Source organism: Desulfofundulus australicus DSM 11792, from assembly GCF_900129285.1.
Lineage (GTDB): Bacteria > Bacillota > Desulfotomaculia > Desulfotomaculales > Desulfovirgulaceae > Desulfofundulus > Desulfofundulus australicus.
This window is the reverse complement of record NZ_FQUW01000012.1, coordinates 34,403-55,821: the sequence shown is the minus strand read 5'-3', so window position 1 is coordinate 55,821 and position 21,419 is coordinate 34,403. Positions and strand designations below refer to the sequence as shown.

The window sequence follows — 21,419 nt, the reverse complement described above, 5'->3', positions numbered from 1 at the left end:
TACAGTGGGAGCTGAACAGCTCGCCTTTTTGCTGGGCTGCCTTTTCCCTTCGCTGGGCATTTTTTACGCCGATGTGAGGTACCGCCTGGTGCCAGACAAACTCATCCTGTCTATTCTCCTGGCGGGGCTGGTGGGATCGGTCTATACGGATAGACTGTCAGATGCTCTCCTGGGAACGGCCCTGGGTTTCGGCATATTTATTCTACCCTGCCTTTTCAACCTGGCCGGCGGCGGCGACCTCAAGTGCGCGGCGGCCCTGGGGGCCTGGCTCGGCCCCTATGGTTTAGCCCGCTCGCTTTTTGCAGCGGTGCTTCTCGGCGCCGCGTGGGGGGTAATTCTGAAACTCCGGCGCGGGGTACTGGCCGCCTGGGCCAAAACGCTCCTTATCGGGCTGTACCTGCGCGTTATCTGCGGCGTAAAAGGTGCGGTGCCGGTTCCAAAACTCCCGGAGCACCCGGATGCGCCCACCCCGCCTGATACGGTGCCTTTCGGTGCGTGCATGGTGGTGGCGGTGTGGGTGCTGTGGGGGCTGAATCTGTTTTTTGTTTTTTGAAAGGACGGTGACGAAGTTGCGCTTTCGTTTTAGAAACCCTCCTCTTACGTCCATCCGGCGTCATTTGCCGTTGCTGGCGGCCGTAGCTATTGGTCTGGCCGTGGCGCTGTTCAGTGCGCGGTACTTGCTTCTCTACGTTAATACCCACCGGGAGACGGTGCGGGTGCCGGTGCCTGCACGGGACATTCCCCCGTATACGGTCATTTCCTCCCAGGACGTGACCTGGCGGGACATCGTAGCGGGTGGAGAGGAGCCCGGTGCCGTGCGCGACCCGGCGGAGGCGGTCGGGAAACTGTCTCTGACCACGCTCTACCGCGGGGAGCAGATCAGGAAAGAGCGGCTGGCCGACCCGGGTCTGGTGGCCGGGCGGCAGGTGGTCTCCCTGAATGTGGACGTTGCCCGCTGTGTAGGTGGTTCTCTCCGGGCGGGCGACCTGGTGGACGTGTGGTGGGTGAACGACCCCAACCCCGCCACTGGATGGACCCTGGCGGCGTCCGACGCCGTGGTGCTGGATATACGGGACAGTGCCGGGAAATCTGTACTGGCGTCGAACAATATCGTCCAGCAGGCCCTGGGCGGGGCGGCCCCCTCGTCATCCAACCCGCCGGCGGTGGTTGTCCTGGCGGTTAAAACCGGTGACGTACCCAAAGTGGTGGGCGGGGCGTCCCCGAAATCCCAAAACGTGGTACTGACTAAAAAGTTTTCCATTGGAGGTGCTGGCAGTGCGGTTTCTGAAGGACAGGCAACCGCATCAGGAGAAAATCGGCAGGCTGAGTTTCGAGGCAACCCTGCGCCTGGTTCAGGACACAATCCTTGATCCGGAGGCCATGGGCGAGGAACGGGCGGCCCGTAACAGGCGGACGGCGGAGGATGCCATGGCGGGCGTTCCCGGGGCCAGGTCGGAGTCCGTAAAGATGGTGGAGGAATTCCTGTCCGAACGGGGGGTTGAAGTCGAAGGGATGGACCTCTCCCGGGCGGCCTACGAAATTTACCGGGAACTGTGGGGACTGGGACCGCTGGAAGAAGTATACCGCGACCCGGCGGTGAACGAAATCCAGGTTAACGCGCTGGACAAGATTTTTGTGTTGAGGAACCTCCGGTTGGAGCCGGTGGAAGACGTGCGCTTCCGGGACGACGACCACGTAATGAGCTTGGTGACCAGAATGGTCATGCATGACCGCGGGGTGTCCCTGAACAGGTCCAGCCCGACTATAGAATCAATGAGAAAGGATGGCACCAGGATAACCGCCACCTGCCCGCCGGTGTCGGAATACGTGACCCTGACGCTGCGCAAGCACATCCCGCGGGCGATTACTTTCGACGAGATGGTGGAGAGGGGGACGATGGACGAAAAAGGCCGCGACCTTTTGAAGCTCCTGGTGCGCGGGCGGGCCAACATTGCCGTAGTGGGAGGCGTGGGTAGCGGCAAGACCACCATGGTACGCACCCTTTTCAGCGAAACCGACCCCCGGGCAAGGACCGTGGTGCTGGAAACGGACAGGGAATTATTCCTCTCAAAGAACTACCCTGGCCACAACATAGTGGAGCTGGAGGAACACCCCGAGGTGGGACGCACCTTGAAGGGCCTTTTCCGGGTCGTCCTGCGGTTCACCCCGACCATGATCATCGTGGGCGAGTTCCGCGGTGAAGGTGAGGCTACGGAGGCCGTACGCGCGTGCGAGCGCGGCCACGACGGTTCCATAACTACTGCCCACTTCGGATCCGCTCCGGAATTCGTCTCCGGCACGGCGAGGTTGCTGGTCAAAGAGGGTCTCAATTTACCGAGGGAGGCGGCCGAGGAGCTGGTGGCTGCGGCTTTCAACGTAGTGGTGAAGATGTTCGGCGACTCCACGCGGGGTGTCATCAAGCTGGAGTCCGTCACGGAACTGGTGCCCGGGAACCCGGTGCAGTACCGCGACCTTCTGCGCTGGGTCCCTTCCGGTGACGACTACCTCAAAGGAGATTGGAAGCTGGTTGAGAGGCCCGGCAAACGGCTCCTGTCCCGGCTCTTCAGGTACGGCGTGACCGGGCGGATGGTGGAAGAGGTGTACGAAAAGTGGTCCTGACGGGGTTGACGGCCCTCTTCTGCCTGGGGGCGGCGGTTTCTGCGTCCTCCCTGGTCCTGCTGCTCTGCCGGTCCTTCTCAGGGAAGGGTTTCCGGGCACGCCTTGCGCGGCTGGCTTCGTCCCGTGTGCTGTCCGGGTCCCTGGAAAAATGGGCGGTCCGGGCTGAGAAAGGGATGCGCAGGAAGGTATTCTCCGTATCGAGCGCACCCTACCTTGCCTTCGTTTTCTTCCTTGCCCTGGCGGGGTTTTACGCGGGGGTTGTCTACCTGCGAAACTTCCCGGCGGCGCTCCTTCTGTCCCTGGCCGGCGTGGTCTTCTCCGAACAGGTGCGCCGGCACCGGGAGAGGATACACCGCGAAAAGATAATCGAGCAACTGGGGGCGGCGGTACGGGTCTTCGCGGCGGAATACTCCGACACCCCGCACCCGATGAAGGCACTGTCCGCCGCCGCGCGGAAACTGCCCGACCCCATCGGGGGCATCCTGCGCCGGGCGGCCTCCGACCTGGTGACGGCCAGGGACCCCGACGATGTGGACGGGGCGCTCGTCAAGCTGGGCAGGGAACTGCACGGGGAGTACGGCAGGATGTTCGTCCAGCTCCTGCGGCTGTCTTTCGAGGACGAGGCCGTTAAGCCGCTCTTTACGAAACTGGCCGCGCGGGTGACCGCCCAGCAGGACCTGATACGGAAAAACAGGCTGGAAATATCCATGGACAGGGTGCTGGCGGTTGCCCTTAACCTTGCCGTTGTCCCGGCCTATTTTTTTGCTTCTCATGTCGTGCCGGAAGCGAAGGAATTTTTCCTGACCACCGCTGCCGGTAAAGGTGTGGTGGTGCTGTGTTTACTGTCCGCCGTGACCGGGGGCGTCCTGGACGTGCTGATGGGAGGTGCGGGTAATGACTGAATATTTGCTTCTCCTGGGATTTTGTGCCGGAGCGGGGTTGGCCGGCGGTGCATCGGCCGCATTTATCCTGGGAGTTTTGCGGGGCCTGCGATTCCCGGCATTTCCCTCCCGGAAGTTTTTGCAGGTACGGGAAAAACGGGAACTTCCGTCGTCCGGCGGGTCGAACAGGGCTTTCATTGCCGGGAGCGCCGTGGGAGGGTTCCTCGGCGCTGTTTTTGGTTTCGGGACGCCTCTTTTCTTCAACGCGGTCGGCATCGGGTCGTCCGGCGGCGCCCTGCTCGGCTGGTTCGTGTACAGGAACATCCAGGAAACCAGGCGCCTGCGGCTGCTGAGAGAAATAGCCGTGCTCTACGAGGCGGTGGACTTTTTTACCCAGGCGGGGTACACCATACCCCAGGCGCTGCGTTTAGGGTCCGTGGCCGCTCCTTCCTTGAGACCGTGCGTGGAGCGGTGCCTGGCACGCTACCCGTCCGACAGGGCACGCGCCCTGGAAGAATTCGCCCGGGAAGTCGGCCTTTCGGAAGCTGCTTTGTTATCCTCAATACTGGCGCATGCCGAAGAGTCCGGAATGGCCCTTGGCAGGAGCGCCCTGCAGGAGGAGAGCCGGAGCCTGGAAGAGCTGAGGCGGAACCTGGCCGAGCTGAAGGTGGTCAGCAAACCCCTGTACTTCGCCGTCTACAGGGGATTGCCTTTAATTGCCGTCGGGGGGGTGATGGTGGGACCGCTCGCGTACAAGTTAATAAAGCTTCTGCAAACCGTATCCAACTTGAGCTGATGATTCAAGGTAAGGAGGGATTTGAAGTTGCTCAGTAAGCTCCGCAGGATTCTGACCGACGAAAGGGGGATCTCCACCCCCGAGGCGATAACCATCGCGGGCCTCGCCGCCCTGATGGGGTTCTTTGTGTGGGCTACCATGAGACCGTTTACTACCAACTCGGCCAACACCCTGGGCGGCAAAGTCCAGAACGCAGTGAGCAGTAACAACCCAACCTGGTAGGACAGGGAACCCCCCTGTCCTCTCTTTTTTGTCTGAGGGGGTGGTTTCGATGACGGGTTTTTGAGTGCTTTTTTGAAATTATTGCGGGGAGAGAAGGGCATAACCACGCCGGAAGTCCTGGTTCTCACGGCGGGGATAGCTCTCTTGAGCGTACTGGTAGTGCAAACGCTCCTGCCCGCCCTTACGGGAGCACACACAACGGTGCTCAACAGGGTCACGAACCTCACCGGTTCAGGATTCTGAGAATCCTGGAAGACCGGCGGGGCAGCGTGGTAGACTTCCTGATCGTGTCTTCCATCGTTTTCTTCATGATCTTCGCAGGGGTGGACTACTACACTATTTTGACCCAGCACAAGGTGGCGGAGCACATCATGCACTACTACCTGGAAAGGGTCAGGGTTGAGGGGTTCCTCACGTCGGCGGACGAGGCGGAGATGATCTCCAGGTACAGATCCGTGGGCATGGCCGTGGAGAGCATATCCTGTCCCCGGCAGTCGCGGGGAGATGCCCGGGTTTTGAGGAACCCCCAGGATTTGAACGCCAGCAGGATAAACTTCACGGTCACGCTGAAGCCGCCATGGAGGCCGCTGACGACGGGGCTGCTGATAGGGGCGCCTGCAGCCCCGAATACCTTCAGGATAAAGGTGGGGGGGAGCGTGCTCAGTGAAAGGGTGGAACCTTAGCTTCTTAAGGGAGGAACGGGGCTTCGCGGTCCTGGCGGCCTTCCTCATTATCGCTCCTCTCCTTTTGCTGGCCATGGAGGGCCTATCGGGGATGGGCACGGCGGTGTTTTCTGCGGATGTGGACGTTCAGGAAGCGGCAGCGTTCGCGGCGAAAGCGGCGGCCATGCAGGTGACTTCCAAATCCCAGGCCGACGGGAAGCCGCGCATAGATACGTCGCGGGCGCACGCCGCCTTCCGGGACGCCCTTGCCCGTAACATGGGCCTGGATCCGGCTACGCTGGCGCCTTTGTCCAGCTCCGCGTACTCCTCCGTGAAATACTGGCTGGTGACTTACAACGGCTACGACGACTACGCCTCCGAAGGGGCTTACGGGGCGAGATATTTCCAATTCAACGGAACCGCGGCGACCGAATCCAGCTTCCCTTACTCCGGCTTTCCGGCTAAGTTTGCGGTTACGACCTCGGGTATCCTCTGGGGGGCGGGAGGGGTGCGGACGGTTACCCTGGAGAGTCCCGGGGTCGTGGTGCTGGTGGACGCGACGGCGAAGAGGGTCTTCGGCCAGGGTACCGTAAGATCTCAGCGCTGGGCGGCAGCGAGAATAGTTTGCAAGGAGGGGACCTGCAGTGTCCAGTAGAGGAGTAATTGCCGTACTTGCCTGCGCGCTTGCCGCAACCGTTTTCCAGGTGTGGACCGCCGACCCGGACGTGTTCTGGCACCTGAAGGTGGGGGAATGGATAGTTCAGAACCACGCCGTGCCGCGGGTGGACGTTTACTCCTGGTCGGCTTACGGCCAGCCCTGGACGGCCCACGAGTGGCTGTGGGAGGCTCTTATGTATATTCTCTACAGTGTCCTCGGCCTTCCAAGCCTGTGGCTCCTGGTGTTCGTCTCCGCAGCGGCGTGCGGGTTGTTCATCCGGGCGGGCCTGCTGGCCCGTGGGGCGGACCGTGTAGTAGCCTCCGTGGGTGGAGCGGCATCTCCCTTCCTGCTGGTCTCCTGGCTAAAGCCCTGGCCCCAGGCGGGAGTTTACGCGTTGTTCTCTGTTTACCTTTACCTGTCCCTGCACGGGAGGTGGGGGAAAAGGGAAACACTTGGGGTCTTCTTCCTGGCCGCCCTGTGGTCGAACATCCACGCTACCGCGTGCATGCTCCCTTTGCTCCTGTTAGCCGAATTTGCAGGGCTGAAGCTGCTGGAGAGGAGAGCAGAAAGGGGTTTGTTCCTTGCTTTTGCTACGTCCTTCCTGGGAACGCTGGTGAACCCGCACGGACCCGGGCTGTGGGTCTATGTGGTGAGGGAGGGGTTGTTGTCGCACCACTACAGGGAATACATAGCTGAGTGGATGCCCTTTTACTTCGGCTCGCCGGACCTGGTGATCTCCTTCTTCGCATGCACCGCGATTATGCTCTGCGCTGCATCTCAGGGCAGGATGAAGACCCTGGAGTTTGCCCGGGCGGCTGGCTTCTGGGCGCTGGCGTTGCTCTCCAGGATATACATGCCTTACGCCGTTTTGAGTACGGCAGTTTTATTCGGAACGTTAAAATTGCGCTTCAGGGAACGCTTCCCGGAGGTACTGGCGGCGTTCGCCCTGGCCGGGGCGGTAGTATTCCTCGCCGCGAAAGGCGTCCCGGCAGACCTGGACCGCGTTGCGGGAAAGTCTTACCCGGTGCAGGCGGTGGAGTTTGTAAAAGAAAAAGGTTACGGTAAAGTTTTCAACGATTACGGCTGGGGAGGATATCTCATCTTCAAAGGGGTACCCGTCTATATAGACGGCAGGGCCGACCTGTACAGGTTCGAGAACATTTTAAAGGATTACCTGGAGCTTTCCAAAACCGGGGGAATAAGCCGTTACGTCGCGGGTACCGGGGCGGACGCGGCGCTGGTGATCAAAAATTCCCTGCTGGATCACGCCCTTGGGGAATCAACCCGCTGGAGATGTGCCTACCGGGACGAAGTGGGGGTTATATACGAGCCCGTACCCTGACGGTGCGGGCTTTCTTCTTTTTCGGGGAGGTGCTTCAAGTGCTCAGCGTGGTGATACCTGCATACAACGAAGAAACCCGCCTGCCGGGTGCCCTGGGGGCCGTCATGGAGTACCTTGCCGGACGGGAACACGAAATAGTCGTTGTTGACGATGGCTCTTCAGACCGAACGGCGGAGATCGCTGAAAAATTCGGATGCCGGGTGGTCAGGCACCCGCGCAACCTGGGCAAGGGCGCGGCGGTCAAGACCGGCGTTATAGCTTCCAGGGGAGAGCTGGTGCTGGTGACGGACGCCGACCTGGCCGCGCCTGTAACGGAGCTGTCGAAGCTGAAAGACGCCCTGGAGAGGGGTGCCGATATAGCCATAGGCTCACGTGATGTCCCGGGAGCGAGGGTAAGAAGGGCCTCCCTGAAGCGGAAGCTGGCGGGGAGGCTCTTCAACCTCCTGGTGCGGCTCCTCACGGAGCTGCCCCACCGGGACACCCAGTGCGGGTTCAAACTGTTCCGGGGGGATAGCGCCAGGTTGCTCTTTTCCCTGGCTGAGTGCCGGGGGTACTGCTTCGACGTGGAGGTTTTACTGCTGGCCCGGGAGATGGGCTTCAAAGTGGAGGAGGTGGGGGTAAGCTGGACGGACGTACCTGGTTCGAAGGTGAGGTTGTTCAAAGACGGGTGCAGGATGTTCGGGGAACTGGTGCAAATTCGAAGGAGGTCTGCCGGGAACTCTTTTCCGGCGACTCCTGGTACTTCCGCGCCCGAAAGCACATCCTCTCCGGTTTCGTGAGGCGGCACCTGCCCGGCGGATCCCGTGTCCTGGATATAGGCTGTGGGGACGGCTGGCTTTCGGAGGCACTGCCGGGGTATGAATGGTATGGTGTCGAGCCGGACCCGGTGCTCCGGGAAACGGCGCTGGCAAAAGGCATGAGGGCAGAGCCGGGCAGTGCCGAAAAGCTGTTTTTCCCGGACGGACATTTCGACGCTGTGTGCCTGTTCGACGTGCTCGAGCACCTGCCGGAAGAAGACCCGGCTCTACAGGAGGTGCGGAGAGCGCTGAAGCCCGGCGGGTTGCTATTCGTGTCCGTGCCCCTTTATCCGGAATTGTGGTCGGGGCATGATGTAAGGTGCGGGCACTTCAGGAGATATAGGATGGGGGAGGTGACGACGCTTTTAAAAAAGTATGGATTTTGCGTTTTGGAGAGGCAATTTATTCTTTCGCTGTTTTTGCCGCTGGTCTTCCTGGTTCGGCGGGTCTTCCCCGGTGGTAGCGCAGGGATGGGACTGCCGAAATGGATGGGGGAAGGGGTGTGCCGGGCGGCGATTTTCGATGCAAAGCTGAAGTTACCATTTGGGTTGACGGGGGTTATTGTTGCTTGGTGTGTTCAAGATTGAGCTGGTGGACGTGACGGCGAAGAGGGTCTTCGGTCAGGGTACCAAGGTCCCAGCGCTGGGTGGCAGCGAGAATAGTACATATGGGAGGGAATATACAATGACGTGGAGAGGTAAATTTGCGATACTTGTTTCTGTTTGTCTTATGTTTATTGTTGTTGCCTTTCTTTTTGCGCAAGAAAGTTTCGCGGCCTGGTACGCTGATAGTTATGTCAATCTTGCTCTTCATCAATCTGGTGAGTTTGCTGTGCTGGGTGGTGATAAGCAATCTGGCGAAACTCAAGGCAACGCATACCCTACTGCGCGGGTAAATTACGTTGCTCCAGCAGGGCAAACGATAGGTGCTCTGGAGATGTTATGTCAGAGGGCACAGTATGGAGGCAGGGGCTATATAGATATTCTTCAGAACGGAACATGGATTACGAATTGGGCAACGATAAATACTTCACCAAGTGGAAATTACTATTATTGGATCTTGCCTCCGTCCGTAACTGCAATAAGAATTTATCCAGAAGCAACTAGCAGTATTTCCTATTTAACCTGGACTGCAACTTTTTACTACTATGCAAATAACGCTAAATCTTCTGCTGATGCTGCTAAAGCCAGTGCGGATGTTGCGGCTACCAACGCCCAGAACGCTTATAACGCAGCTCAGGCTGCTAAAGCCAGTGCTGACACTGCCGCTGCCCGGGTCTGGGATTCCGCCGAGGGCAAGTCGGCAGCTACACTGGCAAAGGAAGCAAGGAATAACACCATTTACAATAACCAATCCGCCGCATACTGGGCTTATCTGGCCGCACAGAATTCTTTACCGTTGCCGACCATAACGAAAGTCCAGGGCCAAAACGGAGCCACCTGTACGACCGGTTCCACGTTCACGGTGGTCATCTCCGCTACCCCGTCCAGCGGGGTTAACTACCGGGTGACATGTGGCTCCTTCGATTCCGGATGGGTAACCAGCAACGCTATAACCATATCCAGCGGCATAGTGAGCGGCGCCAATACCGCAACGGTGCAGGTGAAGAACGCCGCCGGAACCGTGGCCCAGACAATGTTCACGTTCTTCAAAGTGTAGTACTGTACGACAGTTCACCCCGGGAAAATCCCCGGGCTTCTATTTTTTCAGGAGGTGGTCCTTCTTGCCCCGTGCGCCGACCGGGACGATCGCTGTTCTGTCTTTGGCCAACCTGTTTGTTTCGGCAACACTGTATGCCGTCTTGACTTTGGGGACGCCCGGTTGGGCGGAAGAACTGAAAACTTTTCTTTTATGCACGGCGGCCGGAACATTATCGGCCGTATCGCTGAACCAGATCTTAAAGGAGGAGGGAGACGTGTTCGGACGCAAGCAAAAAGAAAACGGCGTCAACTGGGAGGAAAAAATCAAACCCGAGAGTGCGGCGGAAGAAAGGTCGGAAGAAAAGATGGAAATTGCAGAGCAGGCCCCGAAAGCGGTCCTGCCGGGGAAAGCGGCTTCGGAAGCGGCGAAAGCCCTGGCAGGGATCAAGGCGCTCATCGAGTCATTGCAGGTGACCGACGAGGCGACGTGGGCACAAGTGAAGGAAAAAGGTCGGAAAGCACTGGAGTCGCTGGTCAAGATGGAGTCCGCTCTGGAAACCGTTCTGGGAGCGTCAAGGGAAGCCCGCGCTGTTCTGGAAGAACTGATGACCGCCGTGGGTGAACGCCGTTGATGGTGCGGAAGGTCTTGCTGGCGTTAACCGCGGCGTTGATCCTGGCCGTCCTGGGTTTCGGGGCCTGGCGGTTTTCCGCCTCGGCCCCGCCCAGAAAGGCCGCCGAAAACTACGTCCGCGCCCTGGCCGCCGGGGACGCCGAAGCTGCTCTGCAATATTCCTCCGGCAGCGCAGCTTTTGCGGCTTCCCGGTTGAAAGGTAGCAAGGTCACGGCGAAGGTCGAAGACGTATCCTGCTCCGTGGCCGCCCTGGGCCGGGGTTGGGCCAAAGTGCTGGCCACGGTGGAACTGACCCTGCAGGACGGGTCCGCTGACGTAGGATGGTACAGCGTAGATGCGGTTAAAACCAGCCAGGGCTGGAAGGTTGTTTCGTTCCGGGAAGCGGAACCTGATATGTCAGGAGTGTCAGGAGTGGGCCTGTTTGTAAATCGGGCGGAAGCGGATGCAGCAAATCGGGTTTTTCAGGGTTACCTTGACGCCCTGGCTGCCGGGGACTGGCAGGGGGCTGCGAAGTACCTGGCCGGCCCGGCCAGGAGGAGCCAGGAGATGGGTGGAGCAGTTCTAGGAAAGGGGGCGGTGATTGGCAAGGTCGAGAAACTTAAAGCAAAGCCGGTGTGGAAGCGGGGAAAGAGTATGTTGATGAGGTTTGGTTACCAGGTTGAAAGCAGGGATGTTTCGGTTCTAGCAGGTTTCTTTCGGACGAAGCAAGGCTGGAGAATTATGAAAATCAATCAAATTTAAGGAGGAACGTAAAATGGTTGATAATGTGATGAATAACAAAAATGGGCGGGGGGGGGTATCCCGATAGCTTTGCTAGCAACTGGCGCACGTGCCGTTTAGTGCGAGTAAGTTTAGGTTTAATTGGGATTTTTGCCATATGGATCCTATACTCTTGTTTGCACACGGGAACAGCTAATGCGGGTTGGTCTGCGTTCGAGGATAGGTCGTGGACAGTTACTTATAATTCATACTCTTGGAGAACATTTACCGTTCCTGCTGGATTAAAGGCGATTAAAATTTATTTGCCTTCTGATCATTATGTAGGCGATGTCCGTTTGGACGGTGTAACAATTATTGATGTCTGGGGTAAAGATGGTTGGGTTGACATAAATGCATACTCAACAGTTGAGGTACAGGGTGGTGTTAAACAGGATCACAGTTCCACTTTTTATATCATGCTAGCTCAGGATACTGCTAATACCAGCGAAATAAACAGTGTTATTTCTTTATCCACCCAGGCTCGTGATGAAGCCAACGCAGCGAAATCTGCTGCCAATACCGCAGCCATCAATGCACAAAACGCCTACAACAAAGCCGAAGAAGCCCGTGCCAGAGCGGCTGACGCGGCAAACAACACTTGGGATGAAACTGAATCCAAGTCTGCCGCCACACTGGCCAAAGAGGCCCGTGACAAGGCCAACCAGGCCTTGACCGCCATAACGAACCTACAGAACAGCATGGTACCAGTGATACTCAGAATATCCGGTTACAACGGGGCCACGTGCACCACCGGCTCCACATTCAATGTAGTCGTCCAGGCTCCCGGGGCTACGGAGTTCCGGGTAAAGGCGGACACCGGGAGCTGGAGCGCGTGGACGCCGGTCAGCGGTTATGCCACGGCCACGGGTATCACCGGGAACGGGGCACACACTATTTTCGTGGAGGTAAGAAACGCCGCGGGAGCAACGGCCAGCGGGCAAATGACCATGTTCAAACTATAGCGATAGACAAGGTAAACGCCGCCGGAATAACCCGGCGGTTTTTTGTTGGGGAGGGGTTTTATGCTTGTAGGATATGTATACTTTTTGCTTTCGCTGGCTGCTATCATTGCCTGGCAACTTGAACCTTCCTGCGCTTCCGGTGCATGTTCTGCAGTAGCCCAGCTGGATTCTTTCCTGGGCCGCCCCTGGTGGATCTGGGGGGTGCTGTACTATGCCATGGCGGGTGTCCTGTGCCTGGGCCTGCCGAAAAACCGGTTGACGGGAACCTTTCTGGCCGCAGGAGCGATCTTCCATGCGGGATTGATCGGGTACGGTTACGCCGTGACCGGGTCCGTCTGTCCGGTATGCTGGAAGTTCGCGGCAATGGGCGTATTGCTGGCCGCTTCCTACTGGGTTTCACCGGACAAAAAGCCCGGGCACACGGCGTATGTTTCCGCCGGCCCTGCCCGGGCGCTGGCGGTGGTAGCCCTGGTCCTGCTGGTTATCAATCCCGGTACGAAGCCGGCTGTTGCTCCGCCTGCAGCTACGGTAGCCATGGCAGCGGGTGCGGAAAGTCAATCCGGCGGTTTCGTGACAGGGGGACCAAAAGCAATTGACGGGAAAGCCCATTACCAGCTCCGGGTGTCCACGCCGGGCGGAGCAGAGACGTACCTGGACCTGCGGGAGAAACCCGCCTTATTTTTCGCGGTATGGTGCCTCCACTGCCCGGAAGCGCTAAAGGACGTGGCTATGCTGTCTCCGGAAAAGCGCCCGTACCTGGTAGTCACCTACCCTCGGGGTGGCGATGAGGAAATGGCAAAAAAGAAGATGACCGAAAACGGTCTGGCTGGGGAACCATACTACCTGGTCCAGTCCCCGCCCGAAGGCATCCAGGGGGTACCTTCTCTGGTCTGGTGGGACAAAGACGAAGTAAAACACGTTGAGGGGGCCGGAGCAATAGCCGAAAAACTGGGCGTACCAGAACTTCTGGGATACGCCGAAATCCCGAACCCGCCGGACGGGGGCGGGAAGAATGCGGAACTGGCGGCTTCGCTGATAAACGGCAAAGTGATCCAATCAGGCGAAGTATTCAGCTTCAACCGGGCGGTGGGGCCGCGCACGGTATCCAGGGGTTTCGTAGAGGGGAGGTCCATCGTCGAGACGGTCTACGGTCCCAAGGCGATGCCCGACGTGGGAGGGGGCGTGTGCCGGACGGCCACGGCCCTTCATCTGGCGGTGCTGAATGCGGGGCTGGAAGTGGTAGAGCGCCACAATCACAGTATACCCGTAGGCTACGCGGAGCCGGGTAAGGACACGGCGGTAGCCTGGCCGTACTGGGATTTCCGGTTCAGGAACACATCAGGGAAAACTCTGGCAATCAAAACCCGTAGTGGCCAGGGGAAATTGAGGGTGGAATTATGGGTATTTCGCTAACGGTATTCCTCTTTTTTCTTCCTTCCTTTTTCACGAAAACATAGGGCGAATTTTTTTTGGTTTATTGTTTCGAAGGAGAAGAACTGAGAATATTTCTCAATTCTTCTCCTGTTAAATGTTCTTTTTCTTTTAATTCTTTTGATACCGCAAGAATTTCATCTTTGTGTTCGCTGATAATTTTACGGGCTCTTTCATATTCACTTTTCATGATATTTTGAGCAATTTTGTTCCTCTGTTCTTCAGTTAACATATTCCATGTAACTGGGCCAGCTTCGCTTAAACCGTTATTTACTGTTTTTTGTATTAATTCTTCCGCCTTTGAAAAATCACTTCGATTTCCACCTAGTTTGAGATCTGGGAAAAAGAAATCAACAGCAGCAGCTCCTGATAACATGATACAAATTTCGTTTTTGGCAGTATCCAGAGTGGGTCTTATATCTATCATTGATGTGTATTTACAAAAGCCATTCACATCGATATTAAAGAACTTGAACCATCTTGCTCTCCATGGTTCTATTATTGCCACCTCAGTAACTTGTCCAGGGAAAAGCGTTTCAGCTACCACTGCATGTCCTGCTTCGTGAACAGCTATAGCTTCGTAGAAAGATTCTTCAAAAAGAGGTTGTGGGGGAATTATAGTTTTATATACCAGGTGTGAGATGACGATAAGCCAAGCAAATGAAAGTAATAGCAGGAAAACTTTTATATTAAGTTTTTCCTTAAGCCAATGGAGATAGTGAAATTAACGAAAGTATCCATGAAATAATCACTAAGGGAACAATTTTGATATAACCATAGAAAAAAGTGTTAAGTTTAAGTGCAAGAAAAAATAGGGCAACTGACATTATAATGAAAAAAGTCCAAATAAAAAATAAGATTTTGTATCTTAAGCTGTCTTGCATATATTAATCTCCTTCCATGGGTTTAAAAGAGGGGGTGAAAAGATGAAAAGATTAAAAATCACATTGATTGTTATAGTTGTTGTTACAATATCTGTAGCTATTTATATTGGTTTGAACAGTACGGAATTTTTTACTTATCAAAAAACTTTAACCACTGAAATACTTCCCCCAGGTTTTTAAAGATGGAAGTCAGAATACGTTGAGTTATTCACCATAAGGCAAGAAAATCCTGCAAGTTCTTTTAAAGGAGGGCCGACTAAATTGCGGAACCTAACGTACATCTTCCTTGTTTTTGTTGTTGCCTGTCTAACCCTGGCCCTCTATCCCCGTCCCTCCCCGGCGGCCACGTGGGACTATACGATAAATCCGACCGACACTTCGGGTATAATCGACACATCCTCTACGTCAGCCGTAGTGGACACGGCGAACCGGGAAATAAAGCTCCCCCCGAAGCCCGTACCAGACCTGGTGGGATTCTGGGAGTTGGGGGAGTATGACTACGTGGTGCTCACCACCTCCGGGGTGAAGCACTACTCCTTCGACGGCACCCAGATGCGGGAGAACACCATCCTCAACGTCTCCGGGGTGAGCAACCCCCTTGCCCTGGCGGCCAGGGGTACCTACCCTGACGTGCTGGTGGCTGATTCAACTGGGCTGAAGCACTTCTCCTTCACCGGCTCCGGCATGGCCTACAACCCCGCCCTTTCTGTGGCGGGCCTGACCGGTGTATTGGCCGTGGGTGCGGCGGGCCAGTCCGAAGTGGCCGCCCTGGTGGGGACCCAGGTCCAGCACTTCAGCTTTACCGGATCGAATATGACCAGGAACACCGTGCTGGAGCCTTCGGTCGTCCTGACCAACCCCATCGACGTGGCCCTGGCTTCCGGGGGATACGACACGGTGGTGCTGGAGCCGAACAGGATACGCTGGTTCAACTTCAGTGGATCGGGTATGGCGGAGAACCCAGCCCTGGCCGTGACCGGGTTGACCAGTCCCGTGGCCTTCGCTGTAGCCGACCCGCAGAACGGGTACGACGTGGCAATAGTAGACGGCACTCAGGTGAAACATTACTCTTTCGATGGCACGGCCCTCAGGTACAACGCGGCACTTTCGGTTACTTCAGGCCTGACGAACCCCCGCGCTGTGGCCATAAGGCCGGGCTCTTACGACCGGATAATTGTGGACGGCAACCAGGTCAGGTATTACCAGTGGAACGGCTCTTCGCTGGTGTACAACTCGTCCCTTTCCGTTACAGTCTCCGACATTTTGCAGAACGCGGGCTACCGTTCCCCGGCGGTGGCCGTTTCGAAAGCCTTTGACCCCGGCTACAACGTCACCCACGTTAGGGTGAGAGCCGTCCACGAGCTGCCGAACAATACTTCGGTAACCTGGTCCGTCACGGCTGACGGCACGAACTGGGTCAAGAAGTGGCGTGTGCGGGGTACGGCTTCGGGCACGGTGCTGGAAGTGTCCCCGGACAACGGGAACACGTGGAACCAGATAGGCGCGGCAAACGATGCCCTGCCTTCGGTGGACAACAAACAGCTCTGGGTTTTGGTCAGTCCTGGCAGGGCGGTAAAGTGGAAGGCGGAGCTGGCCACTTCCGACACCAACGTTACCCCGAAAATCGCGGCAAATCCGCGCGGAGGCGTGGCTGTGAGGCTGGACACGAATAGCGCGCCGAACCCGCCGGTTCCGCAGAGCTACGGCACGTGCTTTACCACGACGACGCCCACCCTTTCGTGGACTTTCTCTGATCCCGACCCGGGAGATAGCCAGAGCGCATACCAGGTCCAAATAGTTCAGGCTTCGGATATGGCCCTGGTGCTGGACAGCGGTAAGGTGGCGAGTAGTAGCAATCAGTACACCGTACCTACAAGCACGGCGCCGGACGTACCCGGGCCGCTGTGGGCTTCGGGAGCTTATCAGTTCAAATACCGTGTCAAAGTATGGGACCAGGCCGGGGTTGAATCGCCCTGGTCGAACTGGGCGAATTTCTGCGTGAATGCCTTCGAACGGCCCAGGGTGGCCCAGATCGTCAGCCCGCCGGCAGGTCAGGTTTCACCGGACCCGAAGAATCCGGCGACACACATCGTCATTACCCAGGGTATGACGGCAAACCAGCTCCCGAAAGTCAAGGCCGGGGCTAAGGTGGTGCTTCTGGTTGATTCCGTGGGGCCGCTGAATTCGGTGTCCTGGGCATTCCCCTATACCGGGCCGCAGGGAAACAAGACGGCAACGGTAAATATTCCGTCAAAACTGCCGGACGGGACGACGAGCAACCCCATGTACCCGGCGGGAAGCGCTGTGAACAGGTGGGCCGTGGAGTTCTGGACGGACCCGTCGCTTGCGGTTTGCCCGAGCGGGACGGTGGTGCGGATGCAACTTTCCGGCAGCGGAGCGGCAGGAGCGGCGCAATTGAACGCGCCACCTTACGCTGAAGGAGTGGTTGTGACACAGGGGAGCATTTATGAAGATTGGTTCGTAGTACTGCAGGGGAGGGACACAAGCTGATGGAATCGGACGGCGCTGTTCTGTAAAAACTCGCTTCCCTGGCGTTCTCCGAAAACCCGAAGATGCGCTGGCACGCGGTACGTCACCCGGGGTGTCCGGAGGACCTGGCGCTCTTTTTTGGTGGACGACTCCGACCCCCAGGTACGGTTGGGAGCGCTGTGAAGGCTGGTGCTTTGCGGGGAAGTGGACCGCAGGACGGTCGGGAGGATGGCTGGGCCGGGCGTGCAGTTCGATGCTTTGCTGGGTTTGTTCGGGAATGGAAAAAGGTAAATGTGTGGTGGTATCTGTGGAGCATGTCCTGACCGAGCGCGAGCGGCGGCTGGCCGGGCTCTTGCGGTGCCTCGTCCAGGCCAGTAAGTACGGGCCGGTGGACGTGGGCACCTTTATCCACTCTTTCCGGGAATACCTGTACGGCAGTTTCGTTCCGCCGGAAAGACAAAAGCCCTGGAAGCAGTTCAGATGCCTTAACTGCGGCGTAGAGTTTTTCGCCGAAGAAGCGGACCGTATGTTCTGCAGTGCATCCTGTGCGGCTGCGTGGAACAGTAAAAACAGGGCCAGGAAGAGAGCATGATAAGACCGGGTACCTTTCTTCCAGGGGTACCCGGCTTTTACTTTATCAAGAACCTGCAGAAAGGTGGTTTCGTAAGTGCACGCACTCATTCTCCACCGCCCGGGTCTGCCCGGGTGGCTGTCTGAAATGCTTAAGTACCAGGGGCCGAACAGGTTGGCCATACAAATGCTGGCCTGGCACGAGACGCTATATTACCACGCTGTTACCACGGCGGTATACGCCGAAGCGGTGGGCCGGGCGCTGGGTATGCAGGATAAAGAACTGGAATGGCTCATACAGGCGGCCTTTTTCCACGATTACGGAAAGATTACCTGGCCATCGGCGCTGGTAAGTAAAGCTCATTTGAGCGACGACGACCGGAAGCTGGTCAACGTCCACCCCATAACAGGAGAGTATTACCTGCGTAAGTACTGGCCTGACGTGCCGGATCCGGTGTGCCGTGCGATCAGAGAACACCACGAGAGGCCGGACGGCTCCGGTTACCCGGCGGGTCTGAAGGGCGGGGAGGTTCATCCCCTGTCGGTGATAGTCGCCACGGTGGAAGTCTATACGGCGCTCCTGGAGCACCGGCCCTACAGGGATAAAAGCTTCACCCGGGCCGAAGCCCTGGCGGAACTGGAAAAACAGGGGTTACCGGGGGAGGTGGTCCGGGTACTGGCGGGCATAAGTGAGGTAGTGGTGGGGAAGACCGTTGGGCAGTGTCTTTCGTAGCCGGAAAATGCGCCCGCGGTGGTAAAAGTGGGAAGTGGGTCAGTATACTCGGGAATAGCCGGGGTCTTTAACCTGGCTATTTTCTTGGGGGTAGATAGTGTCTTGGTTGGTATAGGATACTTATTTTTGTCAATTGCGTTCTCATTGTTTCTAGGTGCGTTGCTGGTCGTACTTTACCGGGTTTCACTGGATAAACAGCCCGGACGGATAGTTTATGTATTCGCCGGCCCCGCCCGGGCGCTGGCGGTGGTAGCCCTGGCCCTGCTGGTTGTCAATCTGCGTATAGAGCTGGTTTCTGCCCTACCCGCGACTACGGCAGTGTCGGTGGGTGCGGAAAATTACCCTGACAGCAGCGATAAAGCCGGGCCGGACCCGGTTGAAAAGGCAGCTTCCTACAAGCTCCGGGTATCCACCCCGGACGGAGAGGAAACGTACCTGGACCTGCGGGAAAAACCCGCCCTGTTTTTCGCGGCATGGTGCCCGCACTGCCCGGAAGCGCTGAAAGATGCGGCCAAGCTGTTGCCGGGAAAACGTCCATATCTGATTGTCACTTACTTGCGCGAAGAAGGGGACATCGGAAAAGCGAAAGCAAAGCTGGCTGAAAATGGCCTGACCGGGGAGCCGTACTACCTGGTCCAGTCTCCACCCGAAGGCGTCCAGGGTATACCTTCTCTGGTCTGGTGGGACGGTGGTGGAGTAAAGCATGTTGAAGGTGCTGCATTAATCAAAAAGGAGCTGGGTGTACCAGAACTTCTGGGGTACGCCGAGATCCCGAACCCGCCGGACGGGGGTGGAGAGAATGCGGCCCTGGCGGCTTTACTGATAAACGGGAAAGTGGTCCAGCCGGGTGAAGTGTTCAGCTTTAACCGGGCTGTGGGGCCGCGCACTGTATCCAGGGGTTTTGTGGAAGGGAGGTCCGTTGTCGAGACGGTTTATGGCCCCAAATTGGTGCCGGACGTAGGCGGTGGCGTGTGCAGGGCCTCCACGGCCCTCCATCTGGCGGTGCTGAACGCGGGGCTGGAGGTGGTGGAGCGCCATAACCACAGCATGCCCGTGAGCTACGCGGAGCCGGGGAAAGACGCGGCGGTGGCCTGGCCGTATTGGGATTTCCGGTTCAGGAACACGGCAGGGAAACTTCTGGTAATCAAAACCCGTAGTGATTACGAAAGACTGAGGGTGGAATTGTGGGTACAGCGGAAATAATGTGTCATGTAGGGTGGCAAATTGCGGGAGGGATGTCATTTGGAACTGCTGAAGGTATCTTCCAGAACTGACACCAGGAAACTCGGGAAGGCGTTGTATCAAGCGCTCAGGAAAAATGGCGGAGAAGCCGTCCTCCAGGCCGTTGGTGCCGGGGCGGTAAACCAGGCCGTCAAGGGGGTAGCCGTGGCTCGGGGTCTGGCGGCCCCGGAGGGCGCTGACTTAAAAGCTGTGCCGGGGTTGGTGAAGGTGGAAATGGACGGAACTGAGAAGACGGCGGTGCAATTTCGCGTGTTCTGGCGGTGATGCTGGCGGGCCGGGTGCCCCTTTCCGGGGTGTCCGGCTTTTTATTTTTTGAAACCACAATGAGAAAAAGGGGGATGGACAGAGTGGAAGTCGAGAATTTACTGAAAGAGCTTTGCAGCACGAAAGCGAAAGTCAAATTTTCCGGTATAACTGATACCGGCATGGCCACCTGTCTTCGAGCAATACGTTCAGTCGTAAACGAAAAAGTCATTGTTTTGGAAGACACCAGCGAGTTGTTTCTGCAAGAGGAATTAAGCCATGATTTACCAATAGATATTGAGGAAATCTTATCTACGCTTAGAACTGTAAATGCCGGACATCCCGGCAGCATGATCAGCATGAATGGGCAGAAAATAAATACTCGCTACCAGACAAGCAGGTTGACACTATGTGATTTGGAAGAAAAATGTCGGCCGCCGAAAAAATTTTCACTAATCACCAGGCAAGAATTATTGGAACGGCTATTGCGGGATATGCCTGTATTAAAACGGACATTGTCCAACGCATTTTAAACCACCTTGCAATGTAGGTAATACCGCTTGCCAATTTTTGTTTAATCGTTTTGCCCGGATTTTCCGGGCTTTTTTTGTAAGGGGGGATAACTATGAACGTCTATTTACTGTTTGTCATTCACAGTCCTGGCGGGGCAAACTTCGCCGCCCCACTGGTCAGAGAACTTGCCGCAAGAGACCTGCCCGGAGTGAGGTACGACGTCGCTCTGCTGAGCCCCTGGGCGAGGGAGATTGTCGGTGTAGGCTTTGACGTGATCCCGGAACCGGAAGCCGTGATGCGTACGGTTGAAGCAATGGTACCCGACGTTGTACTCTATGAAACGGGGTCGGCGCACCCGGCGGTACTTGCATCGGTTCCTGCCGCAAGGATGGTAAGCGCGGTAAGCGTGTGCATGCTCGACTGGTTCGGCAACTATGAAAAGCGGTTCAGGGAAATGCCCGACCTGATCATGGCTCCTCACCCCCGGGTGGTGGAAGAAATGCGGGAGGCAGGGTTCGATACTTCTGGAGTAGTGGTATTGGGCAACCCGCATTTTGACCGTTTAAAGCAATTCCGATACGTACCACCGGAAGGGCCGAAAAAGAAAGTGGTGTTCTACTCCCAGCCCCTGGAAATGCACGGGCTGAAGCCCACGGAAAAGCAGGCTCTGCTTGCCCTGGTATCGGTGCTGGAGCGGCTGCGGGAGGAAGGTTGGGACTTCGAGCTGGTCCTGCGGCCGCACCCGAGGGAAAATAAGGCATGGTTAGAGGAGTGGCTGGAAATCCTTCCTTATGCTGTATGGAATGAGGGAGGGGAATCCCTGTTACCCGCGATGGATGCGAGCCTGGTGGTGGGTGTAAATTCCACGCCGCTGTATGAGGCGGTGTGGCTGGGCGTGCCCACGGTATTTTACCGTGGAGATGTATTTCTGCTGGAAAAGGAAGTACGGGAGATTTTAACCGGGAAGAAGCAGTTTGTTCCCGACCCGGCGGTGGCGGGGTTCAACGCTACGGAGAAGTGCTTTTGCTTCCTGGCCGGGCTTGCGGCGGGTATCGCCAGGAAGAAAGCTGCCTGACCTGGGGGTGTACGATGAAGCTGTTTAAATGGGTTATTGATTATTTTGTTGACTGCCGTAGGATAAGCAAGGAAAATACCTGCCCCGCTTGCGGCTACATCGCCCTCGTTTATCACGAGGATGGTACTGCGGGGTGTGCCCTGTGCGGCGTCGAGATTTTCGACAGGGACGAAGTGACAAAGTTGCGGGATAGAGGGAAACTCGCGCAGATGAGCAGATAACTCTTTTCTAAAGCCGGGCAATCTCTTCTTTTCTGGAGTGCGTCCGGC

General features: G+C 57.0%; 27 protein-coding genes. 26 read left to right on the top strand and 1 reads right to left on the bottom strand.

Going from position 1 to position 21,419, the window contains the following annotated elements:
• The first annotated feature begins 4 nt into the window (after window positions 1-4).
• The 17 genes from BUB44_RS15355 (at window position 5) to BUB44_RS05755 (ending at window position 13,382) form a co-directional block, all read left to right on the top strand.
• Window positions 5-553 (top strand): prepilin peptidase, encoded by a 549-nt coding sequence (locus BUB44_RS15355; protein ID WP_073164081.1) that lies wholly within the window; start codon window positions 5-7, stop codon window positions 551-553.
• On the top strand, window positions 543-1,370 hold the full coding sequence (cpaB, locus tag BUB44_RS05830; RefSeq protein ID WP_165611018.1) for a Flp pilus assembly protein CpaB: 828 nt from the start codon (window positions 543-545) through the stop codon (window positions 1,368-1,370). Before BUB44_RS15355 ends, cpaB begins: the two co-directional genes overlap by 11 nt.
• Window positions 1,276-2,619 carry an ATPase, T2SS/T4P/T4SS family gene (locus tag BUB44_RS05825; RefSeq protein ID WP_073164076.1) on the top strand — a complete coding sequence of 448 codons (1,344 nt, stop codon included), beginning with the start codon at window positions 1,276-1,278 and terminating at the stop codon, window positions 2,617-2,619. The genes cpaB and BUB44_RS05825 overlap by 95 nt, the downstream gene beginning before the upstream one ends.
• Window positions 2,610-3,521, top strand: coding sequence for a type II secretion system F family protein (locus BUB44_RS05820; protein ID WP_073164073.1), 912 nt, complete (start codon window positions 2,610-2,612; stop codon window positions 3,519-3,521). The genes BUB44_RS05825 and BUB44_RS05820 overlap by 10 nt, the downstream gene beginning before the upstream one ends.
• On the top strand, window positions 3,514-4,296 hold the full coding sequence (locus tag BUB44_RS05815) for a type II secretion system F family protein (RefSeq protein ID WP_073164071.1): 783 nt from the start codon (window positions 3,514-3,516) through the stop codon (window positions 4,294-4,296). Before BUB44_RS05820 ends, BUB44_RS05815 begins: the two co-directional genes overlap by 8 nt.
• Window positions 4,297-4,323: 27 nt before the next feature.
• Window positions 4,324-4,518: a hypothetical protein gene (locus BUB44_RS05810; RefSeq protein ID WP_073164068.1), complete on the top strand. Its 195-nt coding sequence runs from the start codon at window positions 4,324-4,326 to the stop codon at window positions 4,516-4,518.
• Between the two features lie 60 nt (window positions 4,519-4,578).
• Window positions 4,579-4,761, top strand: coding sequence for a hypothetical protein (locus BUB44_RS05805; RefSeq protein ID WP_073164065.1), 183 nt, complete (start codon window positions 4,579-4,581; stop codon window positions 4,759-4,761).
• Window positions 4,762-4,787: 26 nt separating this feature from the next.
• A complete protein-coding gene (locus BUB44_RS05800) occupies window positions 4,788-5,201 on the top strand; it encodes a hypothetical protein (RefSeq protein ID WP_073164062.1) in 414 nt (137 codons plus the stop codon).
• Window positions 5,182-5,835 carry a hypothetical protein gene (locus BUB44_RS05795; RefSeq protein WP_073164059.1) on the top strand — a complete coding sequence of 218 codons (654 nt, stop codon included), beginning with the start codon at window positions 5,182-5,184 and terminating at the stop codon, window positions 5,833-5,835. Before BUB44_RS05800 ends, BUB44_RS05795 begins: the two co-directional genes overlap by 20 nt.
• The gene (locus BUB44_RS05790) at window positions 5,825-7,180 is read left to right on the top strand and encodes a hypothetical protein (protein ID WP_073164056.1); all 1,356 of its coding nucleotides are present in this window, start codon (window positions 5,825-5,827) and stop codon (window positions 7,178-7,180) included. The genes BUB44_RS05795 and BUB44_RS05790 overlap by 11 nt, the downstream gene beginning before the upstream one ends.
• Window positions 7,181-7,218: 38 nt before the next feature.
• A complete protein-coding gene (locus BUB44_RS05785; RefSeq protein ID WP_207545622.1) occupies window positions 7,219-7,959 on the top strand; it encodes a dolichyl-phosphate beta-glucosyltransferase in 741 nt (246 codons plus the stop codon).
• Window positions 7,956-8,564, top strand: coding sequence for a class I SAM-dependent methyltransferase (locus tag BUB44_RS05780; protein WP_073164050.1), 609 nt, complete (start codon window positions 7,956-7,958; stop codon window positions 8,562-8,564). Before BUB44_RS05785 ends, BUB44_RS05780 begins: the two co-directional genes overlap by 4 nt.
• Before the next feature lie 97 nt (window positions 8,565-8,661).
• A complete protein-coding gene (locus BUB44_RS05775) occupies window positions 8,662-9,636 on the top strand; it encodes a hypothetical protein (protein WP_131821591.1) in 975 nt (324 codons plus the stop codon).
• Between the two features lie 64 nt (window positions 9,637-9,700).
• Complete coding sequence (locus tag BUB44_RS05770) at window positions 9,701-10,249, top strand: hypothetical protein (RefSeq protein WP_073164044.1); 549 nt, start codon at window positions 9,701-9,703, stop codon at window positions 10,247-10,249.
• Entirely contained in the window at window positions 10,246-10,989 is a 744-nt protein-coding gene (locus BUB44_RS05765) for a hypothetical protein (protein WP_131821590.1), read from the top strand. The genes BUB44_RS05770 and BUB44_RS05765 overlap by 4 nt, the downstream gene beginning before the upstream one ends.
• Window positions 10,990-11,303: 314 nt before the next feature.
• Window positions 11,304-11,969, top strand: a complete 666-nt coding sequence (locus BUB44_RS05760) for a hypothetical protein (protein WP_073164038.1) — start codon at window positions 11,304-11,306, stop codon at window positions 11,967-11,969.
• A gap of 60 nt (window positions 11,970-12,029) precedes the next feature.
• A complete protein-coding gene (locus tag BUB44_RS05755; RefSeq protein WP_073164035.1) occupies window positions 12,030-13,382 on the top strand; it encodes a VanW family protein in 1,353 nt (450 codons plus the stop codon).
• A gap of 61 nt (window positions 13,383-13,443) precedes the next feature.
• On the opposite strand, the gene BUB44_RS05750 is transcribed toward BUB44_RS05755, so the two are convergent.
• Window positions 13,444-13,974 (bottom strand): FtsH/Yme1/Tma family ATP-dependent metallopeptidase, encoded by a 531-nt coding sequence (locus BUB44_RS05750; protein ID WP_278247936.1) that lies wholly within the window; start codon window positions 13,972-13,974, stop codon window positions 13,444-13,446.
• 352 nt (window positions 13,975-14,326) lie between these two features.
• Between BUB44_RS05750 and BUB44_RS15350 the strand changes: the two genes are divergently transcribed.
• The 9 genes from BUB44_RS15350 to BUB44_RS05705 all read left to right on the top strand — a co-directional run bounded on the left by BUB44_RS15350 (window position 14,327) and on the right by BUB44_RS05705 (window position 21,371).
• Window positions 14,327-14,464 (top strand): hypothetical protein, encoded by a 138-nt coding sequence (locus tag BUB44_RS15350; RefSeq protein WP_165611016.1) that lies wholly within the window; start codon window positions 14,327-14,329, stop codon window positions 14,462-14,464.
• A gap of 81 nt (window positions 14,465-14,545) precedes the next feature.
• Window positions 14,546-16,795 (top strand): glycoside hydrolase family 78 protein, encoded by a 2,250-nt coding sequence (locus BUB44_RS05740; RefSeq protein ID WP_073164029.1) that lies wholly within the window; start codon window positions 14,546-14,548, stop codon window positions 16,793-16,795.
• A 232-nt stretch (window positions 16,796-17,027) separates the two neighbouring features.
• Complete coding sequence (locus BUB44_RS05735; RefSeq protein ID WP_242655869.1) at window positions 17,028-17,366, top strand: hypothetical protein; 339 nt, start codon at window positions 17,028-17,030, stop codon at window positions 17,364-17,366.
• A gap of 75 nt (window positions 17,367-17,441) precedes the next feature.
• The gene (locus BUB44_RS05730) at window positions 17,442-18,077 is read left to right on the top strand and encodes an HD-GYP domain-containing protein (protein ID WP_073164027.1); all 636 of its coding nucleotides are present in this window, start codon (window positions 17,442-17,444) and stop codon (window positions 18,075-18,077) included.
• 126 nt (window positions 18,078-18,203) lie between these two features.
• Entirely contained in the window at window positions 18,204-19,280 is a 1,077-nt protein-coding gene (locus tag BUB44_RS05725) for a VanW family protein (RefSeq protein ID WP_242655867.1), read from the top strand.
• 39 nt (window positions 19,281-19,319) lie between these two features.
• Window positions 19,320-19,583 carry a stage V sporulation protein S gene (locus tag BUB44_RS05720; RefSeq protein WP_073164024.1) on the top strand — a complete coding sequence of 88 codons (264 nt, stop codon included), beginning with the start codon at window positions 19,320-19,322 and terminating at the stop codon, window positions 19,581-19,583.
• Between the two features lie 83 nt (window positions 19,584-19,666).
• Window positions 19,667-20,095 carry a P-loop NTPase family protein gene (locus BUB44_RS05715; protein WP_131821589.1) on the top strand — a complete coding sequence of 143 codons (429 nt, stop codon included), beginning with the start codon at window positions 19,667-19,669 and terminating at the stop codon, window positions 20,093-20,095.
• Window positions 20,096-20,187: 92 nt separating this feature from the next.
• Window positions 20,188-21,150: a glycosyltransferase family protein gene (locus BUB44_RS05710; protein ID WP_073164018.1), complete on the top strand. Its 963-nt coding sequence runs from the start codon at window positions 20,188-20,190 to the stop codon at window positions 21,148-21,150.
• A gap of 14 nt (window positions 21,151-21,164) precedes the next feature.
• Window positions 21,165-21,371: a hypothetical protein gene (locus BUB44_RS05705; RefSeq protein WP_073164016.1), complete on the top strand. Its 207-nt coding sequence runs from the start codon at window positions 21,165-21,167 to the stop codon at window positions 21,369-21,371.
• Window positions 21,372-21,419 lie beyond the last annotated feature (48 nt).